The 26772-nt window shown below is 43.1% G+C and carries 20 protein-coding genes; 10 read left to right on the forward strand and 10 right to left on the reverse strand.

Features of this window, described 5'->3' with window-relative positions; all coding sequences use genetic code 11:
* The first annotated feature begins 69 nt into the window (after nucleotides 1–69).
* The 4 genes from IEX80_RS03790 to IEX80_RS03805 all read left to right on the forward strand — a co-directional run bounded on the left by IEX80_RS03790 (nucleotide 70) and on the right by IEX80_RS03805 (nucleotide 4847).
* Nucleotides 70–1101: a LacI family DNA-binding transcriptional regulator gene (locus tag IEX80_RS03790; RefSeq protein ID WP_188831952.1), complete on the forward strand. Its 1032-nt coding sequence runs from the start codon at nucleotides 70–72 to the stop codon at nucleotides 1099–1101.
* 272 nt (nucleotides 1102–1373) lie between these two features.
* Complete coding sequence (locus IEX80_RS03795; protein WP_188831953.1) at nucleotides 1374–2696, forward strand: cytochrome ubiquinol oxidase subunit I; 1323 nt, start codon at nucleotides 1374–1376, stop codon at nucleotides 2694–2696.
* Nucleotides 2693–3706: a cytochrome d ubiquinol oxidase subunit II gene (locus tag IEX80_RS03800; protein WP_308421675.1), complete on the forward strand. Its 1014-nt coding sequence runs from the start codon at nucleotides 2693–2695 to the stop codon at nucleotides 3704–3706. The genes IEX80_RS03795 and IEX80_RS03800 overlap by 4 nt, the downstream gene beginning before the upstream one ends.
* Before the next feature lie 112 nt (nucleotides 3707–3818).
* Nucleotides 3819–4847, forward strand: a complete 1029-nt coding sequence (locus IEX80_RS03805; RefSeq protein ID WP_188831954.1) for a GntR family transcriptional regulator — start codon at nucleotides 3819–3821, stop codon at nucleotides 4845–4847.
* Nucleotides 4848–4954: 107 nt separating this feature from the next.
* Here the strand turns inward: IEX80_RS03805 and IEX80_RS03810 are convergent, their stop codons facing one another.
* The 4 genes from IEX80_RS03810 to IEX80_RS03825 all read right to left on the reverse strand — a co-directional run bounded on the left by IEX80_RS03810 (nucleotide 4955) and on the right by IEX80_RS03825 (nucleotide 10065).
* Complete coding sequence (locus IEX80_RS03810) at nucleotides 4955–6316, reverse strand: 3-keto-disaccharide hydrolase (RefSeq protein ID WP_188831955.1); 1362 nt, start codon at nucleotides 6314–6316, stop codon at nucleotides 4955–4957.
* 70 nt (nucleotides 6317–6386) lie between these two features.
* Entirely contained in the window at nucleotides 6387–7718 is a 1332-nt protein-coding gene (locus tag IEX80_RS03815) for a Gfo/Idh/MocA family protein (protein WP_188831956.1), read from the reverse strand.
* A 332-nt stretch (nucleotides 7719–8050) separates the two neighbouring features.
* On the reverse strand, nucleotides 8051–8869 hold the full coding sequence (locus IEX80_RS03820; protein ID WP_188831957.1) for a peptidoglycan-binding domain-containing protein: 819 nt from the start codon (nucleotides 8867–8869) through the stop codon (nucleotides 8051–8053).
* 164 nt (nucleotides 8870–9033) lie between these two features.
* Complete coding sequence (locus tag IEX80_RS03825; protein WP_188831958.1) at nucleotides 9034–10065, reverse strand: aldo/keto reductase; 1032 nt, start codon at nucleotides 10063–10065, stop codon at nucleotides 9034–9036.
* A gap of 149 nt (nucleotides 10066–10214) precedes the next feature.
* On the opposite strand from IEX80_RS03825, the gene IEX80_RS03830 reads away from it, so the two are divergent.
* The 4 genes from IEX80_RS03830 (at nucleotide 10215) to IEX80_RS03845 (ending at nucleotide 13379) form a co-directional block, all read left to right on the forward strand.
* Nucleotides 10215–10442, forward strand: a complete 228-nt coding sequence (locus tag IEX80_RS03830; RefSeq protein ID WP_139159937.1) for a hypothetical protein — start codon at nucleotides 10215–10217, stop codon at nucleotides 10440–10442.
* 102 nt (nucleotides 10443–10544) lie between these two features.
* A complete protein-coding gene (locus IEX80_RS03835; protein WP_090525766.1) occupies nucleotides 10545–10769 on the forward strand; it encodes a CDGSH iron-sulfur domain-containing protein in 225 nt (74 codons plus the stop codon).
* Between the two features lie 93 nt (nucleotides 10770–10862).
* On the forward strand, nucleotides 10863–11675 hold the full coding sequence (locus IEX80_RS03840; protein WP_188831959.1) for a tRNA pseudouridine synthase A: 813 nt from the start codon (nucleotides 10863–10865) through the stop codon (nucleotides 11673–11675).
* A gap of 405 nt (nucleotides 11676–12080) precedes the next feature.
* On the forward strand, nucleotides 12081–13379 hold the full coding sequence (locus IEX80_RS03845) for a DEAD/DEAH box helicase (protein ID WP_188831960.1): 1299 nt from the start codon (nucleotides 12081–12083) through the stop codon (nucleotides 13377–13379).
* 63 nt (nucleotides 13380–13442) lie between these two features.
* On the opposite strand, the gene IEX80_RS03850 is transcribed toward IEX80_RS03845, so the two are convergent.
* Nucleotides 13443–13655 carry a VF530 family protein gene (locus IEX80_RS03850; protein WP_091170888.1) on the reverse strand — a complete coding sequence of 71 codons (213 nt, stop codon included), beginning with the start codon at nucleotides 13653–13655 and terminating at the stop codon, nucleotides 13443–13445.
* A 173-nt stretch (nucleotides 13656–13828) separates the two neighbouring features.
* Here IEX80_RS03850 and IEX80_RS03855 point away from each other — a divergent pair, with 173 nt between their 5' ends.
* Nucleotides 13829–18133, forward strand: coding sequence for a hybrid sensor histidine kinase/response regulator (locus IEX80_RS03855; protein WP_188831961.1), 4305 nt, complete (start codon nucleotides 13829–13831; stop codon nucleotides 18131–18133).
* An 18-nt stretch (nucleotides 18134–18151) separates the two neighbouring features.
* Here the strand turns inward: IEX80_RS03855 and IEX80_RS03860 are convergent, their stop codons facing one another.
* Nucleotides 18152–18682 carry a hypothetical protein gene (locus IEX80_RS03860; RefSeq protein WP_176624770.1) on the reverse strand — a complete coding sequence of 177 codons (531 nt, stop codon included), beginning with the start codon at nucleotides 18680–18682 and terminating at the stop codon, nucleotides 18152–18154.
* A 301-nt stretch (nucleotides 18683–18983) separates the two neighbouring features.
* Here IEX80_RS03860 and IEX80_RS03865 point away from each other — a divergent pair, with 301 nt between their 5' ends.
* Nucleotides 18984–20483: a malate:quinone oxidoreductase gene (locus IEX80_RS03865; protein WP_188831962.1), complete on the forward strand. Its 1500-nt coding sequence runs from the start codon at nucleotides 18984–18986 to the stop codon at nucleotides 20481–20483.
* Nucleotides 20484–20490: 7 nt separating this feature from the next.
* Here IEX80_RS03865 and IEX80_RS03870 read toward each other — a convergent pair whose 3' ends face one another.
* The 4 genes from IEX80_RS03870 to IEX80_RS03885 all read right to left on the reverse strand — a co-directional run bounded on the left by IEX80_RS03870 (nucleotide 20491) and on the right by IEX80_RS03885 (nucleotide 26751).
* Entirely contained in the window at nucleotides 20491–21009 is a 519-nt protein-coding gene (locus IEX80_RS03870) for an energy transducer TonB (protein ID WP_188831963.1), read from the reverse strand.
* A 92-nt stretch (nucleotides 21010–21101) separates the two neighbouring features.
* Complete coding sequence (locus tag IEX80_RS03875) at nucleotides 21102–22190, reverse strand: efflux RND transporter periplasmic adaptor subunit (RefSeq protein WP_188831964.1); 1089 nt, start codon at nucleotides 22188–22190, stop codon at nucleotides 21102–21104.
* On the reverse strand, nucleotides 22187–25348 hold the full coding sequence (locus IEX80_RS03880; protein WP_188831965.1) for an efflux RND transporter permease subunit: 3162 nt from the start codon (nucleotides 25346–25348) through the stop codon (nucleotides 22187–22189). Before IEX80_RS03880 ends, IEX80_RS03875 begins: the two co-directional genes overlap by 4 nt.
* Nucleotides 25345–26751, reverse strand: a complete 1407-nt coding sequence (locus IEX80_RS03885) for a TolC family protein (RefSeq protein WP_188831966.1) — start codon at nucleotides 26749–26751, stop codon at nucleotides 25345–25347. The genes IEX80_RS03880 and IEX80_RS03885 overlap by 4 nt, the downstream gene beginning before the upstream one ends.
* Between the last annotated feature and the right edge of the window lie 21 nt (nucleotides 26752–26772).

Genomic DNA, 26772 nt, shown 5'->3' on the forward strand with positions numbered 1-26772 from the left:
CGAAAATAAAGAAATAAATAAAAATTGCAATCGATTGCGTAAAATATTTTTTCCAACTTGCACGCTATAATGAAGAAAGTTAAACGCACCACCATTTATGACATTGCCGCTAAGCTCGGCATAACCGCGTCTTCTGTATCAAGAGCGCTGAATAACAGCAGCCAGGTGAACGAAAAAACCAGGGAGCTGATCATCAAAACCGCCGATGAGCTCAATTATAAACGCAACACCCTTGCCTCCAACCTACGCAAAGGGCATTCAAAAACTATTGGCGTAGTGGTGCCGCGGATAAATCAGAACTTTTTCAGTAACGTGATAGCTGGCATTGAGGAAACAACTTATCAAAAAGGATATAACCTCATCATCTGCCAGTCGGGCGAAGTGCATGATAAAGAGATCCAGTGCGTTAATACGCTCATTAACCAGCATGTGGATTGTATTGTGATCTCGGTATCGGCCGATAGCTATGATTACCAGCACCTGCAAAATGTGCTTGACCATGGTATTCAGCTGATCCAGTTTGACCGTGTTGCTGAAGAACTGGAAACACTTAAAGTGATCAACGATAACGAACAGGCTTCATTTGAAGCGGTATCGCACCTGATAGAGAACGGCTATAAACGTATCGCCTTACTTGAAGGCCCGCAAAACCTAAACATTTTTCGCCAGCGAAAAAACGGGTACCTAAGGGCATTAGAAACGCATAAGGTGAAAGTTATAGATGAACTGGTGGTTGAAAATGCGTGGACAAAGGAGCTTGGTGCCGAAGCTACCCGTAAACTGCTTAACCTCCCCCACCCGCCGGATGCTATATTTGCCTCTACATCTGACTTTTCGGCTTTAGGTGTCTTGGAGGTAGCTAATATCATGAATATCAAGGTACCGTCAGAATTGGGTATTTGCGGCTACTCCAATGAAGCTTTTACGGAGATTACCAGTCCATCGATAACTACTATAGATCAATTTAGTGTTTATATGGGCAAAACCATTGGCAACCTGTTTTTCCAGGAGATTGCCAGCATCGAGGTTTCGGTTAAACCCAAGATCATCAGTATTAAGCCTGAATTGATTATAAGAGGATCAACAGCAAAGAAGGGATAAGTTAGCTCCTTATAAGATTGATGATTTATAAAGATTAAAATAAATGTCATTGCGTAGCGCGGCAATCGCATGCTATACAGAGCGGCCATGCTTCCGTGCGATCGCTTCGTGCCTCAATGACATTTTTTTATTCGTAATTTTTACTAAAATTCCACCACAAATCCAACTCTTTCCCGATAAAAAACATATTTTAAATTCAATATCGATAAGCATTTAGTTACAGATTTGTTACATTAAGCTTTAATTTCAACCATTATTTAAGTATAACACGTATGGATGATTTTTTAGCCGCCAGATCTCAAATGGCTTTATCCTTAGGTTTTCATATCATATACTCCTGTATCGGTATGGTAATGCCGGTTTTCATGGCTATATCGCATTATAAATGGATCAAAACTCAGGACCCGGTTTATAAAAACATCACTGTAGCCTGGAGTAAAGGCGTAGCTATATTTTTTGCTACCGGTGCGGTATCCGGCACCATGCTCTCTTTTGAACTCGGGTTGCTTTGGCCAGGCTTCATGAAACACGCCGGACCGATCTTCGGGATGCCGTTTTCGTTAGAAGGCGTCGCCTTTTTCATCGAAGCTATAGCACTTGGCTTATTCCTTTATGGCTGGAACAAATTAAATAACTGGGTACATTGGACAGCCGGGGTTATTGTCGGTATAAGCGGCGTTGCATCAGGTATCCTCGTAGTGTCAGCCAATTCATGGATGAATAGTCCATCCGGTTTTGATTTTGTGAACGGACAGTATGTCAATATCGACCCTGTAAAAGCCATGTTTAACAAGGCCTGGTTTTCCGAGTCATTACATATGATCATAGCCGCCTTTTCGGCCACAGGCTTTGCAGTGGCTGGGATCCATGCGCTCATGATCTACCGTAAAAAGAATATCGCTTTCCATACTAAGGCGTTTAAAATAGCTATCATCTTTGGAGCAGCCGCAGCTATTTTACAACCTTTCAGCGGCGACTTATCAGCCAAAAACGCAGCTAAACGCCAGCCTGCAAAACTGGCCGCAATGGAAGCCTACTTCCACACCCAGGAATATGCACCCCTTGTTATCGGTGGTATTCCTGATACCGCTGCGAAAAAAGTGAATTACGGTTTAGAGATCCCCGGCCTGTTAAGCTTTTTAGTACATGACAATTTTAAAACACAGGTAAACGGGTTGGACAAGATCCCTGTTAAAAACCAGCCGCCGGTAGCTGTTACGCACTATGCTTTCCAGATTATGGTTGGGATAGGTGTTTTGATGATGCTGATCGGGATTATTTACTTTTACGAGCTCTGGAAAAAGAAGGACCTGCTCTCCAAACCATGGTTCCTGAAAACCTTTATCTGGGCAACTCCACTGGGCTTTATAGCCCTCGAGGCCGGCTGGACGGTGACCGAGATTGGCCGGCAGCCCTGGATCATACAAGGTGTTATGCGTACCAGCGAGGCAGTTACGCCAATGCCGGGTATCCAATATTCGTTTTACCTGTTCAGCTTTATTTATTTTACGCTGAGTGTAGCTGTTATATTTTTATTAAAAAGGCAAATCCAGATGGTGCCTGAATTGTATGACCGTAAAACCGCACAGTCATGATGCTATATATTGTAATCCTATTTCTTTTTGCGGCTATCACCCTCTACTTTTTATTGGGCGGAGCTGATTTCGGCGCTGGCATTATCGAACTTTTTACATCAACTGACAATAAACACCGCACGCGCAAGATCATGTACCAGGCTATCGGCCCTATTTGGGAGGCCAATCACATGTGGCTTATTATTACCGTGGTAGTTTTGTTTGTGGGCTTTCCTGTTATCTATAGCGAAATGTGCATCTACCTGCATATTCCGCTGCTGGTGATGTTGCTTGGCGTTATAGCCCGGGGTACCGCATTTTCGTTCCGTAACTATGATGCTATTAAGGACGAAAAAACACAGGCATTTTATACGCATATATTCTTTTATTCAAGTTTTGTTACGCCGTTGTTCCTGGGCATCATTGCAGGCAGCGCCCTATCCGGGCAGATTGATCCTAAAGCCACTGATTTTCTGCACGCTTACATCTTTAGCTGGTTCAATTGGTTTTCGGTATCTGTTGGCTTTTTTACCGTGGCACTGTGTGGCTTCCTTGCAGCTATTTATATAGTTGGTGAAACGGAAGATGTTGACGAAATTAAACGCTACATCCGCAAGGCGAAGATCATGAACATTGCTGCCGTAATATGCGGTGCATTGGTATTCCTGGCATCTCATTTTGAACATGTTCACCTCGCTAACTGGATTTTTGGCAATCCTGTAAGTTTAGTTGCAGTAATAGCTGCAACCATTTCATTGGCAGTACTTTATCTGATCATATCACATCGCCGTAACCGGCAATGGATTAGGGTACTTGCTGCTTTCCAGGTGTGTATGATCCTGATATCGGTTGGGTTTTCGCGTTTCCCGAGATTTGTTATTTTTAAGGACGGCAGCTCCATGTCTTTACTTACCGAACACGCCAACAGCAACAGTATTGATGACTTAGGGATTGGTTTATTGGTAGGTAGCTTATTTATATTGCCGGCGCTGGGGTATTTGTATTATGCGTTTAAGAAGAAAGACCGTTGATTTTTTGATTATGCTGATTTCGTTGATTCTGTATTGATCGATAGTTTGATATAACCATCCTTGTCTATCCTGTTGTCGATAGAGTTTTATTTTCAAATATTACATTTGTGTTGTGAAGAACTATTTAAAGATCCTGTCAATCGACGAATACTCCATTACGCCTAAGTACCTGCAACTCTCCAATGCTATTATCAGGGCCATTGAAAGCGGGCAGATTGTAAAGGATGATATGCTCCCTTCTATCAATGATCTCAGCTATGCACTGGATACTTCACGTAATACCATTGAGCGCGTTTATAAAGAATTGAAGGAAAAAGGCATAGTAAGCTCTGTTCCGGGAAAAGGCTTTTTTATTTCCAATACCGATTTTCAGAAGCCGCTTAAGATTTTCCTGTTATTCAACAAACTCAGCGCGCATAAGAAAATTATTTATGACGCCTTTGTTGCTACCATTGGTGAGCAGGCCGCCATAGATTTTTATATCTACAACAATGATTTTTACTTTTTTAAAAAGATCATTGCCGAGAATATTCAGAGCGATTATGCCAAATACATCATTATCCCACATTTTTTAGATAATGAAACCAAGGCCCATGAAATCATCAACACCATCCCTAAAGACAAGCTGATTTTACTGGATAACCTTGTACCTGGTGTAAACGGTAAATTTGCAGCGATATATGAGAATTTTGCTACGGATGTCTATGAAGCACTGAAGAACATGTTGGATAACCTGAGTAAATACCATACGCTCAAGCTGATTTTCCCCGGTAAAACCTATCATTCTAAAGAGATCATGAAGGGGTTCCTGAATTTTTGCAGGCAGTATGCTTTTGAGTATGATATCGTTGAAACGCTATCGACAGAAACAATCCAAAAAAATACGGTATATATCAGTCTTACAGAGGATGACCTGGTTGAGCTCATTAAAAAAATCATCGCTTCCGATCTAAAAGTGGCTAAGGACGTTGGCGTGATATCCTATAACGAAACGGCGCTTAAAGAGATCATTCTTGACGGTATCACCACCATCTCAACCGATTTTAAATTAATGGGCAGCAAAACCGCCGAGTTTGCGTTGAATAACTGCCACGAGCATTTTGCAGTGCCGTTTACGGTGAGGTTGAGGAGTTCGTTGTAGCACCCTAACCTCCTAAAGGGGGAACGATAGTTTAAAAGTAACGATGAATCCGGACTTGCGAAGTTTTAAAACTTCGCAAGTCCGGATTCCGCAATTTGAAGCTATTTTTATTTTAAGTTCTTAACCTTAATACTTCTAAAAAACACCTCATTGCCATGATCTTGTAGCAATAAATGGCCCTCGGGAGCTTCGCCGAAGTTTTTCCAGATTTTGTACTTGCTGATGGCTACCAGGTCGCGAAAAGCTTTTGAACCACGGTCGTATTCCAGCACTTTAACGCCGTTCAGGTAGTGCTCAACATGGTTGTTTGGATATACTACCACACGACCAGTATTCCAGGCACCTATCGGGTGTATAAAACGTTCTTGTTTATTGGCTTTGATAAGGTCATACAACGAGGCTAATGTACGGTCGCCATCACGGCCAAGTTTGGCATCGGGGTGCAGTTTATCATCAAGTACCTGGTACTCCAGGCCAATAGCCGACCCTTTGGTAACTTCAGACAGGGTGACAAAATATTTGACACCGCTATTAGCACCCGGAGTAAGCTTAAACTCAAACGACAGGTCAAAAGCGCTATAATTATCATTGGTGACGATATCGCCGCCGCCAGATTCTTCCTGTCCGGCAGAGGGCAGCACATGCATAGTACCGTCAGCATATTCCCAGCCTTTATCCGGGAAACCTTTAAGGGTAGCACCGCGCCAGCCTGTATTGGTTTTGCCATCGTATAATAATTTCCATCCGTTTGCTTTTTCAGCAGCAGTTATGCTGTTTGGTGTAAGGTTAACAACATACACATCCTTTGGAAACCGGGTAGCTTTTAAATTAGTGGTTTTAATGTTTATGTTTTTGAAGTATACCTTTTTATTAGCCTGCTTTTCTTCGCTTACCGCATGCACCTGTAAAGCGATAAAGCCTTTGCTGTCGATAGTATCAACAACATCGCTTGCAGGGACACCGTTTACCCATGTTTTCATCTCGTTGCCGATGCATTCAATTTTGATGTGATTGTATTCGCCTACTTTAAAAGCATCCTTGGCTTTAGGGTTCAGATCAAGCGGGTATAGCCAATCGCGCCGGCCTTCGTCATAAATGCCACCAGTCCATTTGCGTGAAGATGGGTCTATTTCAAATTGCCTGCCATAAACTTTTCCTTTGCCCTTATTACCGGCCGGGTCGTAATGGCTGCGGGTTTGCACGCCCGAATTACTCAACTCACTTTCAATTTTTGCATCCAACTCTAATATAAAATTACCGTATTCCTTTTCGGTAACTAAAAATGAATTGCCCGAGTTGAGTACAGTAGTGCCTACTATGGCTCCGTCCTCTACTTTATAATCGGCATTGCCGGCAAGTTTTTTCCAGCCTTTTAGGGTTTTACCATCAAACAGTTTGGTTTGCGCGCTTACTGGGCTAAATGCCGTTGACGCCAAAAGCATAATTGCAGGGTAGATTATTTTTTTCATATTTGATATTTTCTTGTTTGATTAAAATAAATCGTCATTGCGAACACGAAGCAACAGCGTAATTAAGAAATTACACTTTCACTTCCCAACCCTTTTCATATTCGCGGCTCCAAAGCTTTTGAGCTTCAGGGTCATTTAAAATATGACCATTATTTGGATCGATATGCAATACACGATCAACGCGATATGAGATATTGCCTAATTGCGGCAACAGGGTTGATTTGAAACCGATCTCAATCGGGCAGTTCAGTTTATCTGTACCTCTTACTGAGTCGACAAAGTTTTTCATGTGGAAGCCATCCAACGCCTCCGTTGGGCTTACCTTGTTGGTGCCATCAACCTTGGTATCATCTTTAATTTCTTTTACCAATTTGTTATCACCGTCGTAAACCCGGTAGCTATTGCCGCTGTCATAAAACAGGGTGCCTTTATCGCCATAAAATACTACCCCCCTGCTTAATTTTTCAATATCGAAACCATTGCAACTGCGGCACTCCCATTCGGCTGCTGTGTTGTTAGGGAAATTGTAAAGGATATTTTGTGTATCGGGTGTTTGCCAGTCATCATTAAAATGGAACCGGCCACCTGTTGATACTACCTTGTTGGGATAGTCGACACCGAGCCCCCAACGAATTACGTCGAGTTCATGCGTGCCATTATTAAGCGCTTCGCCTGTACCCCAGTTCCAAAACCAATGCCAGTTATAATGGATCAGGTTATCCTGGTAAGGCTTTCTTGGCGCCGGGCCCTGCCATAAATCATAATTTAAGTTGGGCGGCACAGGTGCGAGTTTACCTTTGCCAATACTTGCGCGGTGGTTGGTATACCAACCTTTAGCATAATAGGTACGACCGATTACACCTTCATGCAATTCTTTTACCATAGCCTGCACATTAGAGAACGAACGGCGCTGGCTCCCCATTTGCACCAGTCGTTTATATTTATTTGCCGCTTCAACAGCCATTTCCCCTTCATGCGGATTATGACTGCATGGTTTTTCTACATAAACGTGTTTACCGGCCTGACAGGCCATAATTGTTGCGGGTGCATGCCAGTGATCGGGCGGCGCAACCACTACTGCATCAAGATCCTTTATCTCCAGCATTTTGCGGATATCCGTTAAACCCTTCGGCTTTTTCCGTGTTTGCTTATAGATAGCATCAATTGTTTTAGCAACCACGTTTGAGTCAACATCGCAGATATACCCAATCTCTACATTAGGCAGCTTAGCAAAACTTTGGGCAAGGTACAGCCCGCGGCTGTTGGTGCCCATCATTCCTAATACTACTTTTTCGTTGGGCGATCCTTTAAAAAATCCGGCGGCTTTTGACAGTTGAGGCGCAAGCAGGAAACTTGTACCAGCTACAGCAGTGGATTGAATAAACTTTCTACGATTGATCATATTCAAAACAGGTTAATTGGGTTGATAAGCGCGCCCCGGCGGACTGCGCCGCAAATTAGCTAAGTTTTGGAAAGGGCTAAAGCTATCCGGCCATTTTTTTATGAAGCAATTGTAATTTAACTGTTACTTAATTGAGCTTAAAGCGGAAAGCGAAGATCATAAAGGTTACTCAAGCTTAAAGCAAAAAGCCTAAGGCTGAAAGCGAAGATAGTCAACGTTAAATAATTTCGACTATCAAACTATTGGCTTTAGGCTTTCAGCCTTAAGCTTTTAGCTTTTAAAGCGAAAAGCCCCATCAAGGGGCTCCGGGAGTATTAATTTGCAGGACATGCTTAAACAAGAGGTTGTATCGAAAAAACATCGAGCTTTGAAGATTGAAAATTACGTACACGTTTGTATACGCCGTTCCCGTTGCTGCTTCCATCGGTATTGGTATTTCCTTCAATAGTATCAAATAAGTCGCCATGTACGCCAATAACAATGCCTGTATGTACCCAGTCGTTAGGCGTTTTCTGAACCAGGAAAATATCGCCGGGCCTTACTACAGCAGGATTAGACCTTACTGTTGCAACACGGCTTAACAAACCTTTATTAATGCCGGTAGTACCAACAGTATCGCAACTGTAGGTTAGCGGCATAAGTGTACGAAAATCTTTTCCTAACTGGCTTGCAGCCTGGTCAATAATGGTTTGTACAAAACCCATGCACCAAAACCACTCCGTTCCTTCATTATTATCCATATAGGCCCGCACCCAGGGACCGCAATTACTTTGCCCCTTAACAGTAAGTTCAAATGGTGCGTTGCTTAAATGCTGTATAGCCGTATTCACAACCAATTCCCTTAAGCCGGTACCTGCAACTGGGCTTTTAAATGCTTTTATCATGGGTTGGCATAACTCACCGAAAACACTACTGTCAACAATGCCGGTTTGCGGCAGGTTTTTTGCCTTCTGGAAATTCTTAACCGCTGTTTCGGTACCCGGGCCAAAGCTCCCGTCAATGCCTGTTGCTGTACCTGCCGAAGGGTTGGTAACCGCATACAGGTTAAGCCAGCTTTGAATTTTACTTACTTCTTTTTGATTGTTTGAGGCGCTGCCTTTTTGTTGGGTAGCTGATATAGCTATTTCTTTAAGGTATTGTTTTTTAATCATAAAGGAAAGGTTAATAGTGATAAGGTTTAGATATCGTAATAATGGATATTTTATTACCTTCAAAAGCAAAGCTAAAGCAATCATTACAACTATAACAGCGTACTGTTACGGGATTTAACAGGAAAGCTTACGTAAAACTACGTAAGCTTTCCTGTTAATGATTTTTAATATTGTATTGGCAGCGGTACCAGCTTTAAGTTCTGGCGCTGGTGCCAGTATGGATATATTGGGTCTACCTCGCTGGCGGCATCCAATTTTTTAACCTGCTCAACCGTCAGATTCCATCCTATGGCGCCGAGGTTTTGCTTAAGCTGCTCTTCGTTACGTGCGCCAATTACCAGGTTGGCAATAGTAGGCCTTTGCAGTAACCAGTTCAATGCTACCTGTGCCACAGATTTACCGGTTTCTTCAGCAACTTCGTCAAGCACATCAACGATGGCATATAAATGCTCAAAATTTGTGGCCGGACCATGTGCGCCACCCTGCACGGTCCTTGAGTTTTCGGGGATCGGCTCTCCCCTCCTGAATTTTCCGCTAAGCTGGCCGGATGATAGCGGGCTCCAAACAATAGTGCTTACTTTTTGATCGATACCTAATGGCATCAGCTCCCATTCAAACTCGCGGTTAAGCAACGAATAATATGCCTGATGGGCTACATAACGGCTCCATCCATATTTTTCAGACACCGACAGTGATTTCATTAAATGCCAGCCCGAAAAGTTTGAGCAGGCAATGTAGCGCACTTTACCGCTGGTCACCAAATCATCAAGTGCCCTTAATGTTTCTTCAACCGGGGTGTTGGCATCAAAGCCGTGCATATGATAAATATCAATCCTGTCGGTATTTAAACGCTTAAGACTGTCCTCAGCCGATTTGATCAGGTGATAGCGTGATGAGCCGAAGTCGTTAACCCCTTTTCCCATCGTGAAAGTAGCCTTGGTTGAGATCAGTACTTCATTACGGATACCTTCCAGAGCCTTACCTAATATTACTTCAGATATGCCGTGCGAATAAACGTTTGCGGTATCAAATAAATTAACACCTGCATCAAGGCAAATATTTATTAGCTTCTTTGCCTCGTCAACCTGGGTATTGCCCCATGCCTTAAAAAACTCATTGCCGCCGCCAAATGTGGCTGTGCCAAAACTTAATACCGGCACCCTTAAACCGGATGCGCCTAATTGTCTGTATTCCATAGTTTAATGTTTTTGTGATGTAATGGCCGCAGCCTGTATCGCAAATTTATGTTGAATGGATCGCCCGGTGGGGTTTTTGCGCATCATAAGTTTGTCATTTATGGCCAGTGTTTCATTGCAGAGCAGTAAACAAATCTTAGTTTTGAGTAATGATTGCAGACCCGCTAAGCGTTTCCCTTTTTGAGATGAGGCTGGAAGAAATCCATCGCCGCGATCCTATGCTAAGGTATGAAATCAGTATCCGTGATTTCATAGCGTTATTTCCGCTTAAAATAAAAAATGGCAGACCGTTAAAACCCGAACAGCCTTCCTCCTTTGCACTCGACAGGGATGTGTTTTTGCAGGTGCTTGTAGCGTTTAACCAGTCATTCAACTAATTAATCCGCTCCTCCTGCTTCGTCCAATCAGGAACACTTCTAAATAACAAATAAACAATTTTGACGGCTTGTCAAGTTTTAACTTTGGCCAAAATTTAACACATGGAGAAAACTAAACTTACCATTAATAATAACGGTTCGGTTAAAATAGAAGGCGATTTTGAAATTGTTGATATGCAGGGTAACGCTTACGGCTTACAGGGCCGTACTGTGGTTTCTATTTGCCGTTGCGGCTTATCAGCAAACAAACCATTTTGTGATGGTTCGCACAAAGGCCATTTCGAGCATAACGCTATCGCATTTGATCTGCCTCCAAAAAAAGTATAAACAATTGTTTTATATACATTAAGCCCGGTGTTTAATTACATTGGGCTTTTGTTTTATACGGGATTTTTAAAATAATCTGCATTTTTGAAAACTATGCTTAAAACAACAAAGCGGCACTTTTTTCATATAGGTTATCACGGCGCAAGGTATTCGGGCTGGCAAAAACTTTCTAAAGCCATTACCGTACAGGAAGTGATTGAAACGGCCCTCTCCAAAATCCTGAAACAACCTGTTGCCATTAATGGTTGCGGCCGTACAGACGCCAAAGTGCATGCAAGTCAGTATTTTTTTCACGCAGATATTCCAGATAATTTAGATTTCGACCTGCTATTCCGCCTTAACAAACTGCTGCCGGATGATATCGCTGTATTTGATATTATCCCGATGCAGGGAGACCCGCATGCCCGTTTTGATGGCGTGATCCGTACTTATGATTATTTCATCCATAATTATAAAGACCCATTTCTTAGTAACTTCAGTTCACTTTATCCGGATCAGGATCTTGATTTGGATGCAATGAAAAAGGCTGTTTCCATCCTGCCTCATTACACCGACTTCCGCGCCTTATGCAAAACGCCCGACAGGATTGAGCACACTATTTGCCACGTAAAATCTGCAGGGCTTTATATCGACGGCAATGGAAGCAAACTCAGATTTAACATTACCGCCAACCGTTTTTTATATAAGATGATCAGGATCACCGTTGGTCGCCTGCTTGAAATTGGCAAAGGACAGATGAGCACAGATGAATTTGAGTTTTATATTGCCAACCAACAAACACCTAAAATCATTATTCCGGCACACCCCCAGGGCTTGTATCTTTCAAAAGTAACGTATCGTTACCTTGATCTTGAACCGCGGTCGGCATTTTCACTGCTCAACAGTACAGACTGGTACCCCCTATAACATTTATTTGCCCTGGCAAACGTATGTAAATGGGGGTTAACAGGGTTAACACTTTTTAAATAAAACGTTTTTAAACATCTAATATTAAGACACTTAAGCCGAAGCAAGGGTTACACTAACTGATGTTTTGAGCACTTAAACATGTCCGAATGTTTGTGGCTATTATCGGCAAAAGCAGGTACACATGAAATCAGGGACATTAACCGCGATCAGGCCATAAAACAAGTATCATTTGATGCTGATTGCTCACCAACATCATAACCTTATTTTGTTAGCAATCTTATAGCAAGTCGTCGCCGCTAAATATTTAGATGCAGTTCCCCTGTCTTATCTGCTGATTTTTAAAAATATGACGCGTTAATTTGGTACTTTTGCACCCTCATTTTAAATTTTAATAGTATCCTGATGGCGTGGTCTGATAAATTGAAGCTTAATAAACAATTATTGCGTTCGGTAAACGAAGCCGGTTTTGCAAACCCTAAAGAGCTCCAGCTTAAAACCATCAACCGCATTATTGGCGGGCAGGACATTATTGCCATTGGCCCTGAAGGCAGCGGAAAAACCACCACTTATGTATTAGGCGTATTAAACCGCTTTAACTATGCTCCCGAAGGCGTTCCGCGCGTATTGGTGCTTGTACCCGAAAAAGAACAAGTGTTTGCTGTTATAGAACAGTTTGACAGGCTTAACAAAAATAAATCTATCCGCATAGTTGGCCTGTACGTCACCCCTGGCTTTGAAAGCCAGATGGATGAGCTTGCCGACGGTGCCGACATTGTTGTAGCCACTCCCGACAGGGCAAGGGCCATCTATCTTAAACTGGCCTTAAATTTAAATAAAGTTGATTTGCTGGTAATAGATGATGCCGACCAGATTGTAAAAAAAGGTTTGCAATTGCCGGTTGTTGAATTGGCTAACAGTATTGACAAGGGCCAGCACCTGGTGTTTACCGAGGTGATGCACGCCAAACTCGAAAAAATGCTTGATCCGTTCATGAGGCAACCGGCTACAATTGAGGTTGATGAGCTGGGCGAAACGGCTATTGAAACCCATGAGCAGCTTTTATATAACGTACCAAACTTTGGCACCAAGCTAAACCTGCTCAATTTATTCATGTACGATGAAGAACTGTTTACTAAAACCATTGTATTTGTAAACACCCAAACAACTGCCGAAAAGCTTTTCCAAAGCCTTAAAAGTCGTTTACGTACAGGTGTGGCATACTTAAACCCTAAGTTCTTCGACTCAAAGGGGTTCAAAACCATTGAAGAGTTTAAAGCCGAAGCAGGTGCAAGAATCCTGATCGTGACTAACGAAAATGACGAAAACCTTAACCTGAGCGGTATCCCCTTCCTGATCCATTTTGATTTGCCTGCAGATAATGAACTGTTTATTAGCCGTGTGGCAAATCCTAATCCTGACGATAAGGAAGAAACGCTGGCAATGACATTTGCTACTGATATTGAGTTAAGCCAGGTGAAAAAGATTGAGCAGATGATAGGGAATAAAATTCCTGTAGCCGAGCTGCCGGATGACCTGGTGATAGTAACCGAGTCGAAGCCTAAAAAAGCGGATGCTAAGGAAGATGTTAAACCCGCAGGTGTTGGTGAAGCTTTTCATGAAAAGAAAGCGTCGAATGCCAAAACTTATAATTTAAGCGCCAGTACTAAGGCCAAAATGAACAAGAAGAAAAAGCACGGATAAAGACTCCGTTGTATCCAGACTTACGAAGTTTTAAAAACTTCGTAAGTCTCCATCGCATTTTTACTATACTATCTCCAAATACAACTCTTCTACCTTTTTCCTTGCCCAATCAGTTTTTCTCAAAAATTTGAGGCTTGATTTTATACTTGGATCATCATTAAAACAATTGATCCGGATCCGTGTGCCCAACTCTTTCCAGCCAAAGTGAGCTACCAATTCATTTAGGATCATCTCAAGGGTTTTGCCATGTAAGGGGTTATTGGGCTGTTGCTGCATATGGCAAAAGTAAATGTTTGTTTTGTTAAAATGGTATAACAAAATTTGTTGCCCTGCCGTTTAAATAGTAAATGATATTAGCTGATATTTAATAAACGGTAAATTTTATTAAATTTAATGCAGCCAATCATGCACGGTTAAACCACTTCTTCAATTTGCCCAAAAATATTTTAATGAATAGCTATAAGTGTTATCTTGTTTTATTGTTGCAAGCTATTTCGTTATGCGTGTTTTCACAAAACCGCCCCATTCATTTTCAGCATATCGGCAGCCGCGAGGGGCTTTCTGAGTTAAACATCAATTGTATTATGCAGGATAGCCGCGGCTTTATATGGGTGGGCACGCGCGACGGTCTTAACCGTTATGACGGTAACAAATTCAAAGTTTTTAAAAACATCGTTAACGATACTAACAGTATCAGCAACAGCTTTGTTCAGGATGTACTTGAGGACAAAAACGGAAACCTGTGGATCTCGACCAGCGGTGGCGGTTTAAACATGTATGACCGTAAACTTGATCGTTTTATCCATTATCGCCATAATCGAAACAATACCAATTCAATTGCGAGCGATATCTTAGTTAAAATAGCGCTTGATAAAAGCGGCAACCTGTGGATCTCGAATCAAAAAGAAGGTCTTGATCAGTTTAATATTGCTAAAAAAAAGTTTACACATTACCGCTATAATGCAGCCGATGCAACCAGTTTAAGCGATAGCAATGTCCGCACAGTTTATGTAGACAGTCAAAATAAGGTATGGGTGGGTACAACCTACGGGGGACTAAATCTTTATAAGCCTCAAAGCGATGATTTTACCCGCTTTGTTCATGATGAAAACATCCCCTCCTCTCTATCAGCTAACAAGGTCAATGCTATTTTGGAAGATAGCGATCATCGTTTATGGATTGGGGTGAGTGATGGGGGCCTTAATTTGTTTAATCCGGCAACCCAAACTTTTACTCATTATAAGAATGATCCGTACAATAATAATTCCCTTTCGTACAACACGGTACAATGCATGGTCGAAGACAGTAATCATAACTTGTGGATAGGTACGGAAAACGGCGGTTTAAGTATTTTTAATTATGCCGAAGGAAAATTCAACAACCACTTTGAGGATGATGTAGATAACAGCAGTATTGCTAATAACTCGGTAGACGTAATCCTAAAAGATAAGAGTGGGAATATATGGATCGCTGCATTTGCATCAGGCCTTAACTTTTATAAAAAAACAAGCGAAAACTTTATACACTACAAGCACGGCGCCCAGCCAAATAGCTTGTCAAATAACTTTGTATTAAGTATTTACGAAGACAAAAATAACAACGTATGGCAAGGCACAGATGGCGGCGGACTAAATCTTTTCAATCCGGAGAAGGGTGAGTTTAAGGTTTATAAAAATAACAAAAACGACAATGCCAGTATTTGCGGCAACTATGTTTTGGCTATACAGGAAGATGCTAAAAATAACCTGTGGATTGGCACCTGGGGCGATGGGGTAAGCATGATGAACCCGCAAACCCGCAGGTTCAGGACATTTAAACACAACCCGGACGACAGTACAAGCATAAGCGGCAATAACATTTATGCCATAACCAAAACACTTGATGGAAAACTATGGTTCGGCATGCTTGGGACAGGGCTTGATTTATTTGACCCTAAAACCAATAAATTTATTCATTACCGCCATAAAGCCAATAACCCCAAAAGCATAAGCAGCGATAATATCAATTCGCTGCTTGGCGATTCGAAAGGTAACCTTTGGGTGGGCACGAATGATGGAGGTGTAAACCTGTATGATGCCGCAACTGATTCATTTAAACCGGTACAATACGAAAAACTGAACAGTGCGGTAGGCAATAATACAGCGCTCGACCTTTTTGAAGATCACCTGGGTAATATCTGGATCTGCACTTACGGCGGTATCTATCGCCTAAATCCTGCTACAGGTAAGGTTACAAACTTTAAAGCAAAGGATGGCCTTCCCAATGATTATGCGTACGCGGTTGAAGAAGATAACAGCGGTAATTTATGGATCAGTACCAATAAAGGCATTTCCAAATACAATCCTAAAACTAACCAATTCAGAAATTTCACCATTGAGGATGGTTTACAGGCCGACGAGTTTAAACCTCACTCGGCTGTAAAAAGTCATGATGGCACTATGTACTTTGGCGGGGTTAACGGGTTTAACATGTTCAATCCCGAAAATATCCATGAAAATATATATAACCCTCCGCTGGTGCTTACTGATTTTCAGATTTATAACAAATCTATCCGCGTAGCTCAAAACAGCGATGATCCGTCGCCCCTGAAAGAAGATATTTCCGAAACTAAAGCAATAGCTTTAACGCATGATCAATCGGTTATATCGTTTGAATATGTATCTATGGACTTTGCCCTAAGCAATAAGGGAACCTATGCTTATTTACTCGAAGGCTTTGATAAAACCTGGAATTATGTAGGCAATAAAAACACGGCCACGTATACCAATCTGCCGGCCGGAAATTATGTATTCAGGGTGAAAAGCCGCAGCGCCGATGGCAAATGGTCTATCCGGCAGGTAAGCCTGAATGTTACTGTGCTTCCGCCTTTCTGGCTTACCTGGTGGTTTATCAGTTTGCTGATCTTGCTGATTGTTACAGCCATTTATGCATTTTATCGCTATAAAGTAAATGCTATAGTGAAACAAAAAAACCTGCTTGAAAAGCAGGTCAGCGAACGTACCGCCGAGGTAATGCAACAATCGGAAGAGTTGAAAACACAGTCCGAAAATCTGCAGACCTTAAATGCCGAACTCCAAAATCAGTCAGAAGAGTTACAGGCTTTGAACGAAGAACTGCTTTCCCAGTCGGAAGAGCTGCAACTGCAAAAAGAACAGGAACGGGAGGCCCGGGAAGAAGCTGATAAAGCCAACCAGGCCAAAAGCATATTTTTAGCTACCATGAGCCATGAGATCAGAACGCCCATGAACGGCGTTATTGGCATGGCCTCGCTACTGGGCGAAACTGAACTGAATGCCGAGCAGCGCGATTATACGGATACCATTATTTCCTGCGGTGATAGCTTGGTAAATGTGATCAATGATATCCTTGATTTCTCCAAAATTGAATCAGGAAAGATGGAAATGGAGCAGGAAGATTTTGACCTGCGCCAGTGTATTGAAGAGGTGATGGATATCTTTTCACAAAATGCAGCCAAACGCGAACTGGAGCTGGTTTACCAGATTGACCCCGCTCTGCCGCAGCAGATTGTTGGCGATAGCTTGAGATTAAAACAGGTGCTCACTAATTTAACCGGCAATGCACTTAAGTTTACGGAACGTGGCGAAGTATTTATTAAAGTATTTTTATCCAAAAATATTGGCGATAAGGAAATTGAGATTGGCTTTAGTGTAATGGATACCGGTATAGGGATCCCGGAGGATAAATTGACAACCTTGTTTAATGCTTTTTCGCAGGTTGATTCATCAACGACGCGGAAATATGGAGGCACCGGGCTTGGCCTTGTGATCAGCCAGCGCCTGGTAAACTTAATGGGGGGCGAAATATGGGCTGAAAGTGTTTATGGAGAAGGCTCTGTTTTTGTATTTACCATAAAAGCCACTATCAGCAACAAACAGTCGAAACATGTACCTATTGTTTTTAATGCCGAAGAGCTGGAGGGCAAAAAGGTGCTTATTATTGACGATAATAAAACGAACCGCTTTATCCTGCAAACGCAGCTCGAGCAATGGGGAATTCAAACGGTGGCGGTGGCCTCGGGCAGGCAGGCGCTTGACATCCTTACTGCCAATAATGGATTTAACCTGGTTATAACCGATATGGAAATGCCTGAGATGGATGGTGTGGGATTGGCGCGGGAAATCAAGAGCAATTATGGAGAATTGCCGGTAATTATGCTTAGTTCTATAGGCGATGGTTCAAAGAAAAAATATCCGGGTTTATTTTCAACTATTTTAACCAAGCCAGTAAAACAATCGCAATTAGGTAAAAGCCTACAGGCTGAGTTCCAGGGGAAAAAACAAGCGCCGGCTCCTGAAGCAAAGCCGGATAAACTGCTTGATATAAATTTTGCGAAAGATCACCCCCTCAGCATACTTGTGGCTGAAGATAACACGGTTAATCAAAAGCTCATTAGCCGCATGTTGGAGAAGCTGGGCTATAGTTTTGAACTGGCCCATAATGGGCATCAAACGCTCGATAAACTAAAGGCTAATCCAACCTTCGATGTAATTTTCATGGATGTACAAATGCCTGAGATGGATGGCTTTGAGGCAACCCGGCATATTCGTCAATATGCTTTTAAGCAGCCTTTTATCATTGCTATGACCGCTAATGCCGGCCCCGACGACCGGGATATGTGTATAAGTGAGGGCATGGACGATTATATTGCCAAGCCCATGAAAACCGATGCACTGATCAATGTTTTAAAGGGCGCTTACAAAATGATGAAGAATGTAAGGGGCAAGTATGTTTAACTGTTGAAAGCAAACTACCTATTGTGATGCCACGCCCCAGTAACAACTATGGCGGATTTTTTTAAGAATGGCAGGTGTTATGCTTGACACTTCATGCTGATATTTATTTTGGTTATTGAGCAGGTACATGGTACCGCTGGTATTGTTATAAATATATGAGCATAAACGCGCGTCTTCACCGTCTTCATCTTTCTTCACGTCAACTCTTATACCGTTGGTTTGGTTACTGGTGTCTGGTGTTAATGCAGGGGCCGACGCTTTTACCCAGTTAATGGTATAATTTATACTTTGCGGCGAAATACCATTAGTACTTTCTTTGTAACTTTTACTATCCTGAATAACTGCAAGCAAACATTTTACGCATGGATCGCCCACCGTTGCTTCCCCATATTTTTTGCGCGGATTATTGATCACACTATCTTTTTTACCTGCTACTGTAACTGTTGTTTTTGAAATATCATTTGATACAGGTTTCGGTTTATTTTGTTTGCAGGCAAATATGGTCATCGCCAAGGCGCAAAAACAAATACATGGTTTAAACAGAATCATGGTTTATAAATTAGCTCTTAACTTATATACATCATTTTAGCCGTTTTGTGTTATCGTATTTTGATATACCAAATGCGGTATTAATCTATAAATAGAGTTTAAACAATTTAAACATAGATTTTATTGCATTTAATGGACAGGTAAAGGACAGTTTTTCTATAAAAATTTCTTAAAATTGCCTGATTTATTTTGCCGGGCCGGTTAATTAGCGGCAGGACTTAAACCATCATAACAATTTTAAAAAAACGAGGTTTACCTTGTTATAAATAACACTGCGGCATATGCAGGATATCATAATAAAATGACTAATAGCGGTACAGGTTCAAATTTAACAGTTGATGTGGTTTTAATTGGCGCAGGTATTATGAGCGCCACCCTTGGTGTAATGCTTAAAGAGCTGCAGCCCGATCTGACGATTGAAATTTTTGAACGCCTGGATGTTATCGCTGCCGAAAGCTCGGCACCGATGAACAATGCAGGTACCGGTCACTCGGCATTTTGTGAATTAAACTACACCCCCCAGCTTCCCGATGGTACCGTTGAAATAAAAAAAGCTATTAAAATTGCCGAGCAGTTTGAAACCAGTAAAGAGTTTTGGGCTTATCTTATTGAACAGGGCCTTTTAAATAACCCGCAAAGTTTTATCCGTAAAGTGCCGCACATGAGCTTTGTTTGGGGCGAAGAAAACGTTGAATATCTAAAAAAACGTCAGCAGGCCCTTACCAAACATCACTTTTTTAAAGGGATGGAATACTCGGAGGATAAGGCTCAAATAAAGAAATGGATCCCACTGGTGATGGAAGGCCGCGACCCTGATGAAAAAGTATCGGCAACGTTTATGGATATAGGCACCGATGTAAACTTTGGCAGCCTTACCAGTGCGCTTATAGACGAGCTTAAACAAAAAGGGGGCGTAAACATAAGCCTTAATCATGATGTAAGGGATATTAAACGCAATGCCGACGGCACCTGGAAAATTACCGTAAAAGACAAAAACACAGGCAATAAAAGAAAACTGAATGCCAAATTTGTTTTTGTTGGTGCTGGTGGTGGTGCCTTGCCCTTGCTGCAAAAATCAGGGATCCCGGAAAGTAAAGGCTTTGGCGGCTTCCCGGTAAGCGGCCAGTGGCTGGTGTGTAATAACCCCGATATAGTAAAACAACATGAAGCTAAAGTTTATGGTAAAGCATCGGTTGGTTCGCCTCCAATGTCGGTTCCGCACCTGGATACCCGGATGATTGATGGTAAACGAGCTTTACTTTTTGGACCATATGCAGGTTTTTCAACCCGCTTCCTGAAAAAAGGATCATTGCTTGATCTTTTTAGCTCTATTAAACTAAACAATATACTTCCCTTGCTTGCTGTAGGGCGCGATAACTGGCCTTTAACCAAGTACCTCATTTCTCAGGTTATGCAATCGCCTGCCGACAGGCTTAACGCACTTAAAGATTACATGCCAACGGCCAAAGCCGGGGATTGGGACCTGGATATAGCCGGTCAGCGTGTACAGGTTATTAAAAAGGACGCCAAACATACTGGTGTGCTGGAATTTGGCACAGAGGTGGTTACCTCTGCTGATGGTAGTATCTCGGCCTTGTTAGGTGCCTCACCGGGCGCTTCGACTTCGGTACCTATTATGATCCAGCTTATCGAACGCTGTTTTAAAAAACACGTCAAAACAGAGGCCTGGCAGCAAAAATTCAGACAGATGATCCCTTCATATGGTGTGTCATTGGCCAGTAACGAGGCTTTGAGTGACGAGACCAGGGCAAGAACGAGCAAAGTGTTAGGATTGATTTAAAATTAGCTTAGTTTTCATAAGCCAAGGAAAAACTTATTGGTACAGAATAAATTGCATCAACAGTAATTCCATAACTGGTGGCGGGTTTCCAGGGCGGGGATAAACGAATTACACGCAAAGCTTCTTCGGCCAGGATTTCATTTCCCTGTACGCAGTGAATGTCATGTAGAATACCCAGCCGGTTAACAGTAAAGGTTAAGATTGCCCGCCCCTGTATATTATGATTGCGTGCTTCAGGCGGGTATACTATACTCTTCGCAAGATAGCTTCCAAATTTGTTTAGCCCTCCCATAAATTCAGGGACAGTATATTCCATATTAAAAGGATATTTATTACCGCTTTTAGCATAGCCGTTTCCTTTAATCACGTTGCCGCTTTTATAAGTTGCCTCATATCGTAAGGTATCGTTTAATGATCCATTCCAGGCGCCGTCTTTTAAACCGTCTTTTATAGGGCCGGTACCGACTACACTTTTAAAATCATTTGAATAAAGTATTGCAGTTCCGTTGCCGTTTTCGGCTAACATCCGCCCTGTTGAGTCACTGCATTGGCTTACTGTCAATGTTTCGATTGGAACCCCGGAATTAATTTATAACCTCGGTGTAATACATTAATCAACTATTGCTTAACAGGAAGAATTGTGCCCTCTTTCATCTCCTCGTTAGCTTGTTTAACCAGCTTGTCACCGTCTTTCAACTCACCGGTAATTTCTACTTTTTCTTTGCCTGTAAATCCTGTTTTTACATCTACCCAATTGGCTTTGCCGTTTACCAGTTTCACCACAAACTTGCGTTCCTGCGTGGTTACAACAGCCTTGTAAGGTACCGTAAAGCCAGGATCAGGACGATCAACATTTAAGGTGATCTGGGCAAACATACCGGGCTTAAGCTGTTTTTTTTGATTGGGGAAACTAAACTCCCATGTTTCGTTCCGGGTATCTGAGCTGATCGCTTCAGATTTCCGTGCAAGATTGGCTTTAAATATAACTCCCGGCAAAGCGGAAACGGTAAACGAGGCCTGGTTATCTTCTATTTTAGTGGCATTATAAGCCTCCGGTACCGGTACCTGGATCCTTAACAACGAGTTATCCTCTACTGTAAAAAGCAGGATCTTACCGGTATTATCCACATAATCGCCTTTAAAAATATTACGGGCGGTAACTACTCCGTTAAATGGTGACCGGATAACGAGGTAATCTTCTAATGCATGGTTAGCCCGGGTAGCAGCTTTGGAAGCTTCATAAGCGGAGCTGTCTGTTTTCATTTGGTTGCGGGCAATATCCAGTTCATTATCTGATATGGCGCCGGGTGTTTTGGATGCTTTTAACAGCCGCGAGTAAATGCTTTTGCTGGACAGGAACTTAGAATAAGCTCCCTGGCTGTTACTGCGACTCTGCGCCTCGCCGGCTTTTAATTCAGGCGCGTCCAGGATACAAAGCACCTGGCCTTTACTTACCGTGCTGCCAATGTCCGCTTTTACATCTTTTACGTAACCGGCTGTACGGGCATAGATATTGGCGCGGTCGTTTGGAATAATTTCCCCGGTGAGGCTGAGTTTATTGCTCACCTTACCGGCTTTAAGTTCAATCAGCTCTACAGGTTGTTTTACCGGCGCCACCGTAGCTACTGGCGTCTTATTTTCATTGTTGCCGCAAGCCCCAAGTACCAGCAACAGGCCTAATCCTAAATATGTATGTAATGCTTTCATGCGTTTGGTTCGGTAATGGTAAAGTATTTGCTTTCCTTATCGTCGGGATCAAGTGAAATTAACTTAACCGGACGGTCGCCAGTTAAGACCTGGTAGATCAACGGTAAAATCAACAGGCTTAAGAGCAACCCGAATAGTAACCCGCCTATCACGGCTATGCCTAATGGCGCGGTCTGATCCCCGCCCTCACCTATTCCCGATGCCACCGGGACCATCCCGGCAATCATTGCAAGGCCGGTCATCAGGATTGGCCTTGTCCTGTCCCTGATTCCGATCAGAAATGAATTTTCGGCTCTTAGTTTACGATAATTTTCCGCCTGGATGATAAACAGGATAGCATTGGCAACCGCCACGCCAATGGCCATAATACAACCCATGTAAGATTGAATGTTTAAGGTTTTACCCGTTAGCCACAGCAGTAAAAAACACCCGGTCAATACGCCCGGTATAATACCGATCACGATCAACGAAACCCTGAATGATTGGAAATTAACAACCAGCAGCAGGAATATCACGACAATGGCCAGCAGGACACCGATTTGCAGTTCATCAAATGTTTGCTGAAACACTTCTGCCTGGCCTTGCTGCTGGATCTTCATACCAGCGGGCAACTTCCCTAAGCCTGCAATAATCTTATCAATATCGTCGATGGCCGCGCCTAACGATTTACCGTGCAGGTTAGCCGTAAGCGTGATAAAACGCTTTTGGTTTAAACGGTCATACTCCCCTTCTATCCTACCCATCTTCCAGCTGGCCACATCCCTCATAAACACCTGCTTGCCGCCATTTGAGCCCAACAGGATATTATCAACCTTACCAGGATCATTCATGATAAACTCGGGCACCTGAACTTGCACCTGGTAAGCAGTGGCGTTAGCTTTATCCAGCCAGTAATTAGGTTGCGTAAACCTGCTGGAGGACGTGGCCGCGATCAGTGATTTACTTGCGTCATCTACCGTTAAGCCTAATTGTCCTAACCTAACCCGGTCAAACTCCAGTTTCATGGCGGGGTAACTTTGAGGTGCGCCATAGGTAATATCCCGCAGGTATGGCAATTTATGTAGTTGATCCAGGATCCGCTGCGCAAAATCCCTGTCCTGTAATAAATTTTTACCCAATATCCTAATCTGTACAGGGGTATTGGTGCCCTGGCTCATCACCTGGTCTACCAGGTCCGACGGCTCAAAGGAAATTTGCATACCGGGCATTTTCAGGGCCACTTCTTTTCTCAAAGTTTCCTTAAAATCTTCGAGATGTATGCCTGCATCCTCCACGAAATTAACTTTTAGAACTGCCTCCTGGGGGCCGCTTGTCCATAAGTGAATAGCATTAACAGGATATGACGAGCCCTGGTTGCCAATAAAGGCAGAGGTAATGGCTATTTTTTGCCCACCCGATAAACTATCTATCAGGGCCAGCAATGCTTTGGTTTTGGTTTCTGTACGTTCCAGACGAGTGCCATCGGCTAAGCGTAACCTAACCTGGAACTGGCCGGCATCAACTTTAGGAAATAATTCTTTACCTAAAACATTAAACAATAAAACCGCGGCAATCACAGATATCAACAGGTATAGCGTAACAATCAATGTAGATGCGGTGGCGGCTTTTGTCAGCCATCTGCTATGCCGGTCTTTAAATTTGCGCATCCTTTCCCCCTCTTTCGCGTTTTCGCCCGGATGATCCTTAAAAAGCCAGTTGGCCATGACCGGGACAAAGGACTGAGAAAGCAGGAATGACGCGATCATGGCCAAACCTACCGCTAAGGATAAAGGCAAAAACATCGCTTTAGGAATGCCGGACATAAAAAAAGCCGGGAAAAATATCGCAAGGATACATAGCAATATTAACAACTTGGGCAATGCTATCTCTTTAGAAGCTTCCAGTATCGCCCGGCCTTTCGGCTCGCCTTTTTCCTGGTGATGATGGATATTTTCTATGGTAACAGTAGCTTCATCTACCAAAATACCTACGGCCAGCGCCAGGCCGCCTAAAGTCATGATATTGATGGATTGCCCGAATAATTTCAAACAAATAACCGCTGATAACAAGGCCAGCGGAATAGTAAGCACTACAATGAGCGAGCCCCTCCAGTCGCGCAGGAATAACAGTACCATCAGGCCGGTGAGCACGGCGCCCAATACCCCTTCTGTAGTTAAACTTTTTATCGAATTGATGACATAGCCCGATTGGTCAAACTCGTAGCTCACTTTGATATCCGGCGGTATGGCAGCCTGCATATCCGGCAATGCCGCTTTAACCCGCTGAACCACATCCCAGGTAGAAGCATCGGCCCTTTTGGTTACAGGAATATATACTGAGCGTTTGCCGTTAATGAGCGCATAACCTGATGTAATATCCGCCCCATTATCTACCGCGGCCACATCATGTACAAAAACAGCCGGGCCGCTGCCAGTTTTAATGGGAATATTAGCCAGGTCCTGGATATTTTCCACAACCGTATTTTGCGGCGTGATCAACGTTTGGTCGCCCACACGAATATTGCCCGATGGGGTGATGACATTCCCCTTGGCAATGGCGGTTACCAGGTCCTGGGGTGTAACGTTGTAACTACGCAATTTATCAGGATCAGCTTTAATGAGTACGGTTCTCTGGTTACCCCCAAACGGCGGCGGGGCGGAAACACCCGGCAGGGTTGAGAACATGGGCCTTACCTTAAACAAGGCCAGGTCCTGCACTTCAGACAGGGAGCGCGTTGAGCTGAATACCAGTTGCCCTACCGGTACGCTGCCACCGTCAAAACGGGTAACAAAGGGGGATATAGTACCCGGTGGCATAAATGCCCTGGCCCGGTTCACCATCGCCACAACCTCTCCGGTGGCCTGGCCCATATCCGTACCCTCGTGAAAGTTCAGCTTTAGCAGGGTTACGCCTTGTATAGTCTTGCTTTCAACCGATTTGATGCCGGTAACATACAGAAAGTGGTATTCATAATAAGAAGTGATATAACCTTCCAATTGCTCGGCAGACAGGCCGCCATAGGTTTGTGCTACATAAATGGTTGGGGTGCCCAGTTTTGGAAAAATATCCACGGGCATATTGCGAATAGAAATTACGGAAAAGAAAATGATGGCGATAACCGCGACAATGATCGTTACCGGTTTTCTTAATGAGCCATATAAAAGCTGGATGATATTCATTTTCCGTATTGATTTAAAAAGAGATCTATATTGCCCTGGTAAGCGGCCTTAGTTAATAAAGATTTCCAGGCTCCCCAATAAGCGATCTTAACCGAGGCTTCCGATTGGTAGAGCAATTGCAGGGATTGGATCACATCATAATAACTGATGAGCCCCGACTGATAGCGGGATTGTATTGCCTGGTAGGCGTACCGCGCCGCTTTCAATGCTTCCGGGGCCAGGCGGGCAGATTGTATGGACTTAGTTAAAGCGGAATCTGCTATTTCCCGCTCAGTATTCAAATGAAGTTCGGTTTGTTTAAGCTGCTCCCGGCTGGCCTCAATATTCAGTTGCTGCTGTTTGAATAAGGGTTTCTGTCGAAATACTTCCATGATAGGAAAAGAAAGCTGTGCGCCGATACCATAATTATACCGCTCAAAACGCCACCCATCACCATTATTAACCGCCCCATCGGCGGCTACGCCTGATCCGCGGCCATAACCCACGCTCCAGATAGTTAGTTTAGGCAAAAGGCTTCTTTTGTAGGTTTTAAGGGTTAACTCATTGGTCAGTACATTGGTTTTTTGCAAGCTAAGCTCGGGATGTTCAGTATCATCAGCATTGAGTGGAACAACAGGCAGGCTCTTAAACATCGCAGAATCTGCCACCGGGGTACCGGGTAAGTTACCACCGGTAAGTTCTTTTAAAACGATCAGGCATGAATCCCTTCGGCGTTCAAAAGCTATGAGTTGGATCTGTGCTTTAGCCAGTTCGGCGTGAAAAGTAGATGAATCCGTTCCGGGCCTTAACCCGCTTGATACAACAGCCTGCGATTGTTTCAGGTGATAAGCATCCCTGCTGATATTACTTTGATAAACTTTAACCAGGTCGGCCGTAAGCAGGTAATTGAGCCAGGCATTAATCACAAATATCTTATGCTGAAAAATGGTAAGCGTTTCGTCGGCTTGCCCGTTTTTGAGTTTCCCCCTGGCCAATTCAACGGTTGCTCCACGCTGCCCAAAGGTAAAAGGCTCCCATTGCAGGTTCAGAGCTGCGGCACTTCCTGGCGTGCCTTTATAATCATTTGATTTGCTTGGCGGGCCGCTGATAGGTGTAATGTATTGCGGGTAAATCATACCCGTAATATTGTTGTAAGTAGCGTAATCTACCTGGTAAGATGCATTTATAGAAGGAATGATGCCGTTTTGCTGTAATTTAACGGCATATTGCAATCCCTGGGTCTGCAAACGTTTGGCTTTAATCAGCGGATAATTACGGGCCGCCGTGCTGAGCAGGGAATCAAGGTAAATGCTGCCGGATTGCTGCGCATGAAGCTGCAGACAAAATAACCCCATGGCCAGCATCAACAGTATAATTTTTGAGGTTTTAGCCTGATAAAATTTCGAATAGGTTTTTGAATACACTATATATAAATTTATGGTTGC

The sequence above is a fragment of the Mucilaginibacter rubeus genome (assembly GCF_014643835.1).
GTDB lineage: Bacteria > Bacteroidota > Bacteroidia > Sphingobacteriales > Sphingobacteriaceae > Mucilaginibacter > Mucilaginibacter rubeus.

What these genes read in the sequence shown, in the direction of transcription:
- IEX80_RS03790 (WP_188831952.1), top strand. Translation starts at nt 70, where the DNA reads ATGAAGAAAGTTAAACGCACCACCATTTATGACATTGCCGCTAAGCTC.
- IEX80_RS03795 (WP_188831953.1), top strand. Translation starts at nt 1,374, where the DNA reads ATGGATGATTTTTTAGCCGCCAGATCTCAAATGGCTTTATCCTTAGGT.
- IEX80_RS03800 (WP_308421675.1), top strand. Translation starts at nt 2,693, where the DNA reads ATGATGCTATATATTGTAATCCTATTTCTTTTTGCGGCTATCACCCTC.
- IEX80_RS03810 (WP_188831955.1), bottom strand. Translation starts at nt 6,316, where the DNA reads ATGAAAAAAATAATCTACCCTGCAATTATGCTTTTGGCGTCAACGGCA.
- IEX80_RS03815 (WP_188831956.1), bottom strand. Translation starts at nt 7,718, where the DNA reads ATGATCAATCGTAGAAAGTTTATTCAATCCACTGCTGTAGCTGGTACA.
- IEX80_RS03820 (WP_188831957.1), bottom strand. Translation starts at nt 8,869, where the DNA reads ATGATTAAAAAACAATACCTTAAAGAAATAGCTATATCAGCTACCCAA.
- IEX80_RS03825 (WP_188831958.1), bottom strand. Translation starts at nt 10,065, where the DNA reads ATGGAATACAGACAATTAGGCGCATCCGGTTTAAGGGTGCCGGTATTA.
- IEX80_RS03830 (WP_139159937.1), top strand. Translation starts at nt 10,215, where the DNA reads ATGATTGCAGACCCGCTAAGCGTTTCCCTTTTTGAGATGAGGCTGGAA.
- IEX80_RS03835 (WP_090525766.1), top strand. Translation starts at nt 10,545, where the DNA reads ATGGAGAAAACTAAACTTACCATTAATAATAACGGTTCGGTTAAAATA.
- IEX80_RS03840 (WP_188831959.1), top strand. Translation starts at nt 10,863, where the DNA reads ATGCTTAAAACAACAAAGCGGCACTTTTTTCATATAGGTTATCACGGC.
- IEX80_RS03845 (WP_188831960.1), top strand. Translation starts at nt 12,081, where the DNA reads ATGGCGTGGTCTGATAAATTGAAGCTTAATAAACAATTATTGCGTTCG.
- IEX80_RS03850 (WP_091170888.1), bottom strand. Translation starts at nt 13,655, where the DNA reads ATGCAGCAACAGCCCAATAACCCCTTACATGGCAAAACCCTTGAGATG.
- IEX80_RS03855 (WP_188831961.1), top strand. Translation starts at nt 13,829, where the DNA reads ATGAATAGCTATAAGTGTTATCTTGTTTTATTGTTGCAAGCTATTTCG.
- IEX80_RS03860 (WP_176624770.1), bottom strand. Translation starts at nt 18,682, where the DNA reads ATGATTCTGTTTAAACCATGTATTTGTTTTTGCGCCTTGGCGATGACC.
- IEX80_RS03865 (WP_188831962.1), top strand. Translation starts at nt 18,984, where the DNA reads ATGACTAATAGCGGTACAGGTTCAAATTTAACAGTTGATGTGGTTTTA.
- IEX80_RS03870 (WP_188831963.1), bottom strand. Translation starts at nt 21,009, where the DNA reads ATGTTAGCCGAAAACGGCAACGGAACTGCAATACTTTATTCAAATGAT.
- IEX80_RS03875 (WP_188831964.1), bottom strand. Translation starts at nt 22,190, where the DNA reads ATGAAAGCATTACATACATATTTAGGATTAGGCCTGTTGCTGGTACTT.
- IEX80_RS03880 (WP_188831965.1), bottom strand. Translation starts at nt 25,348, where the DNA reads ATGAATATCATCCAGCTTTTATATGGCTCATTAAGAAAACCGGTAACG.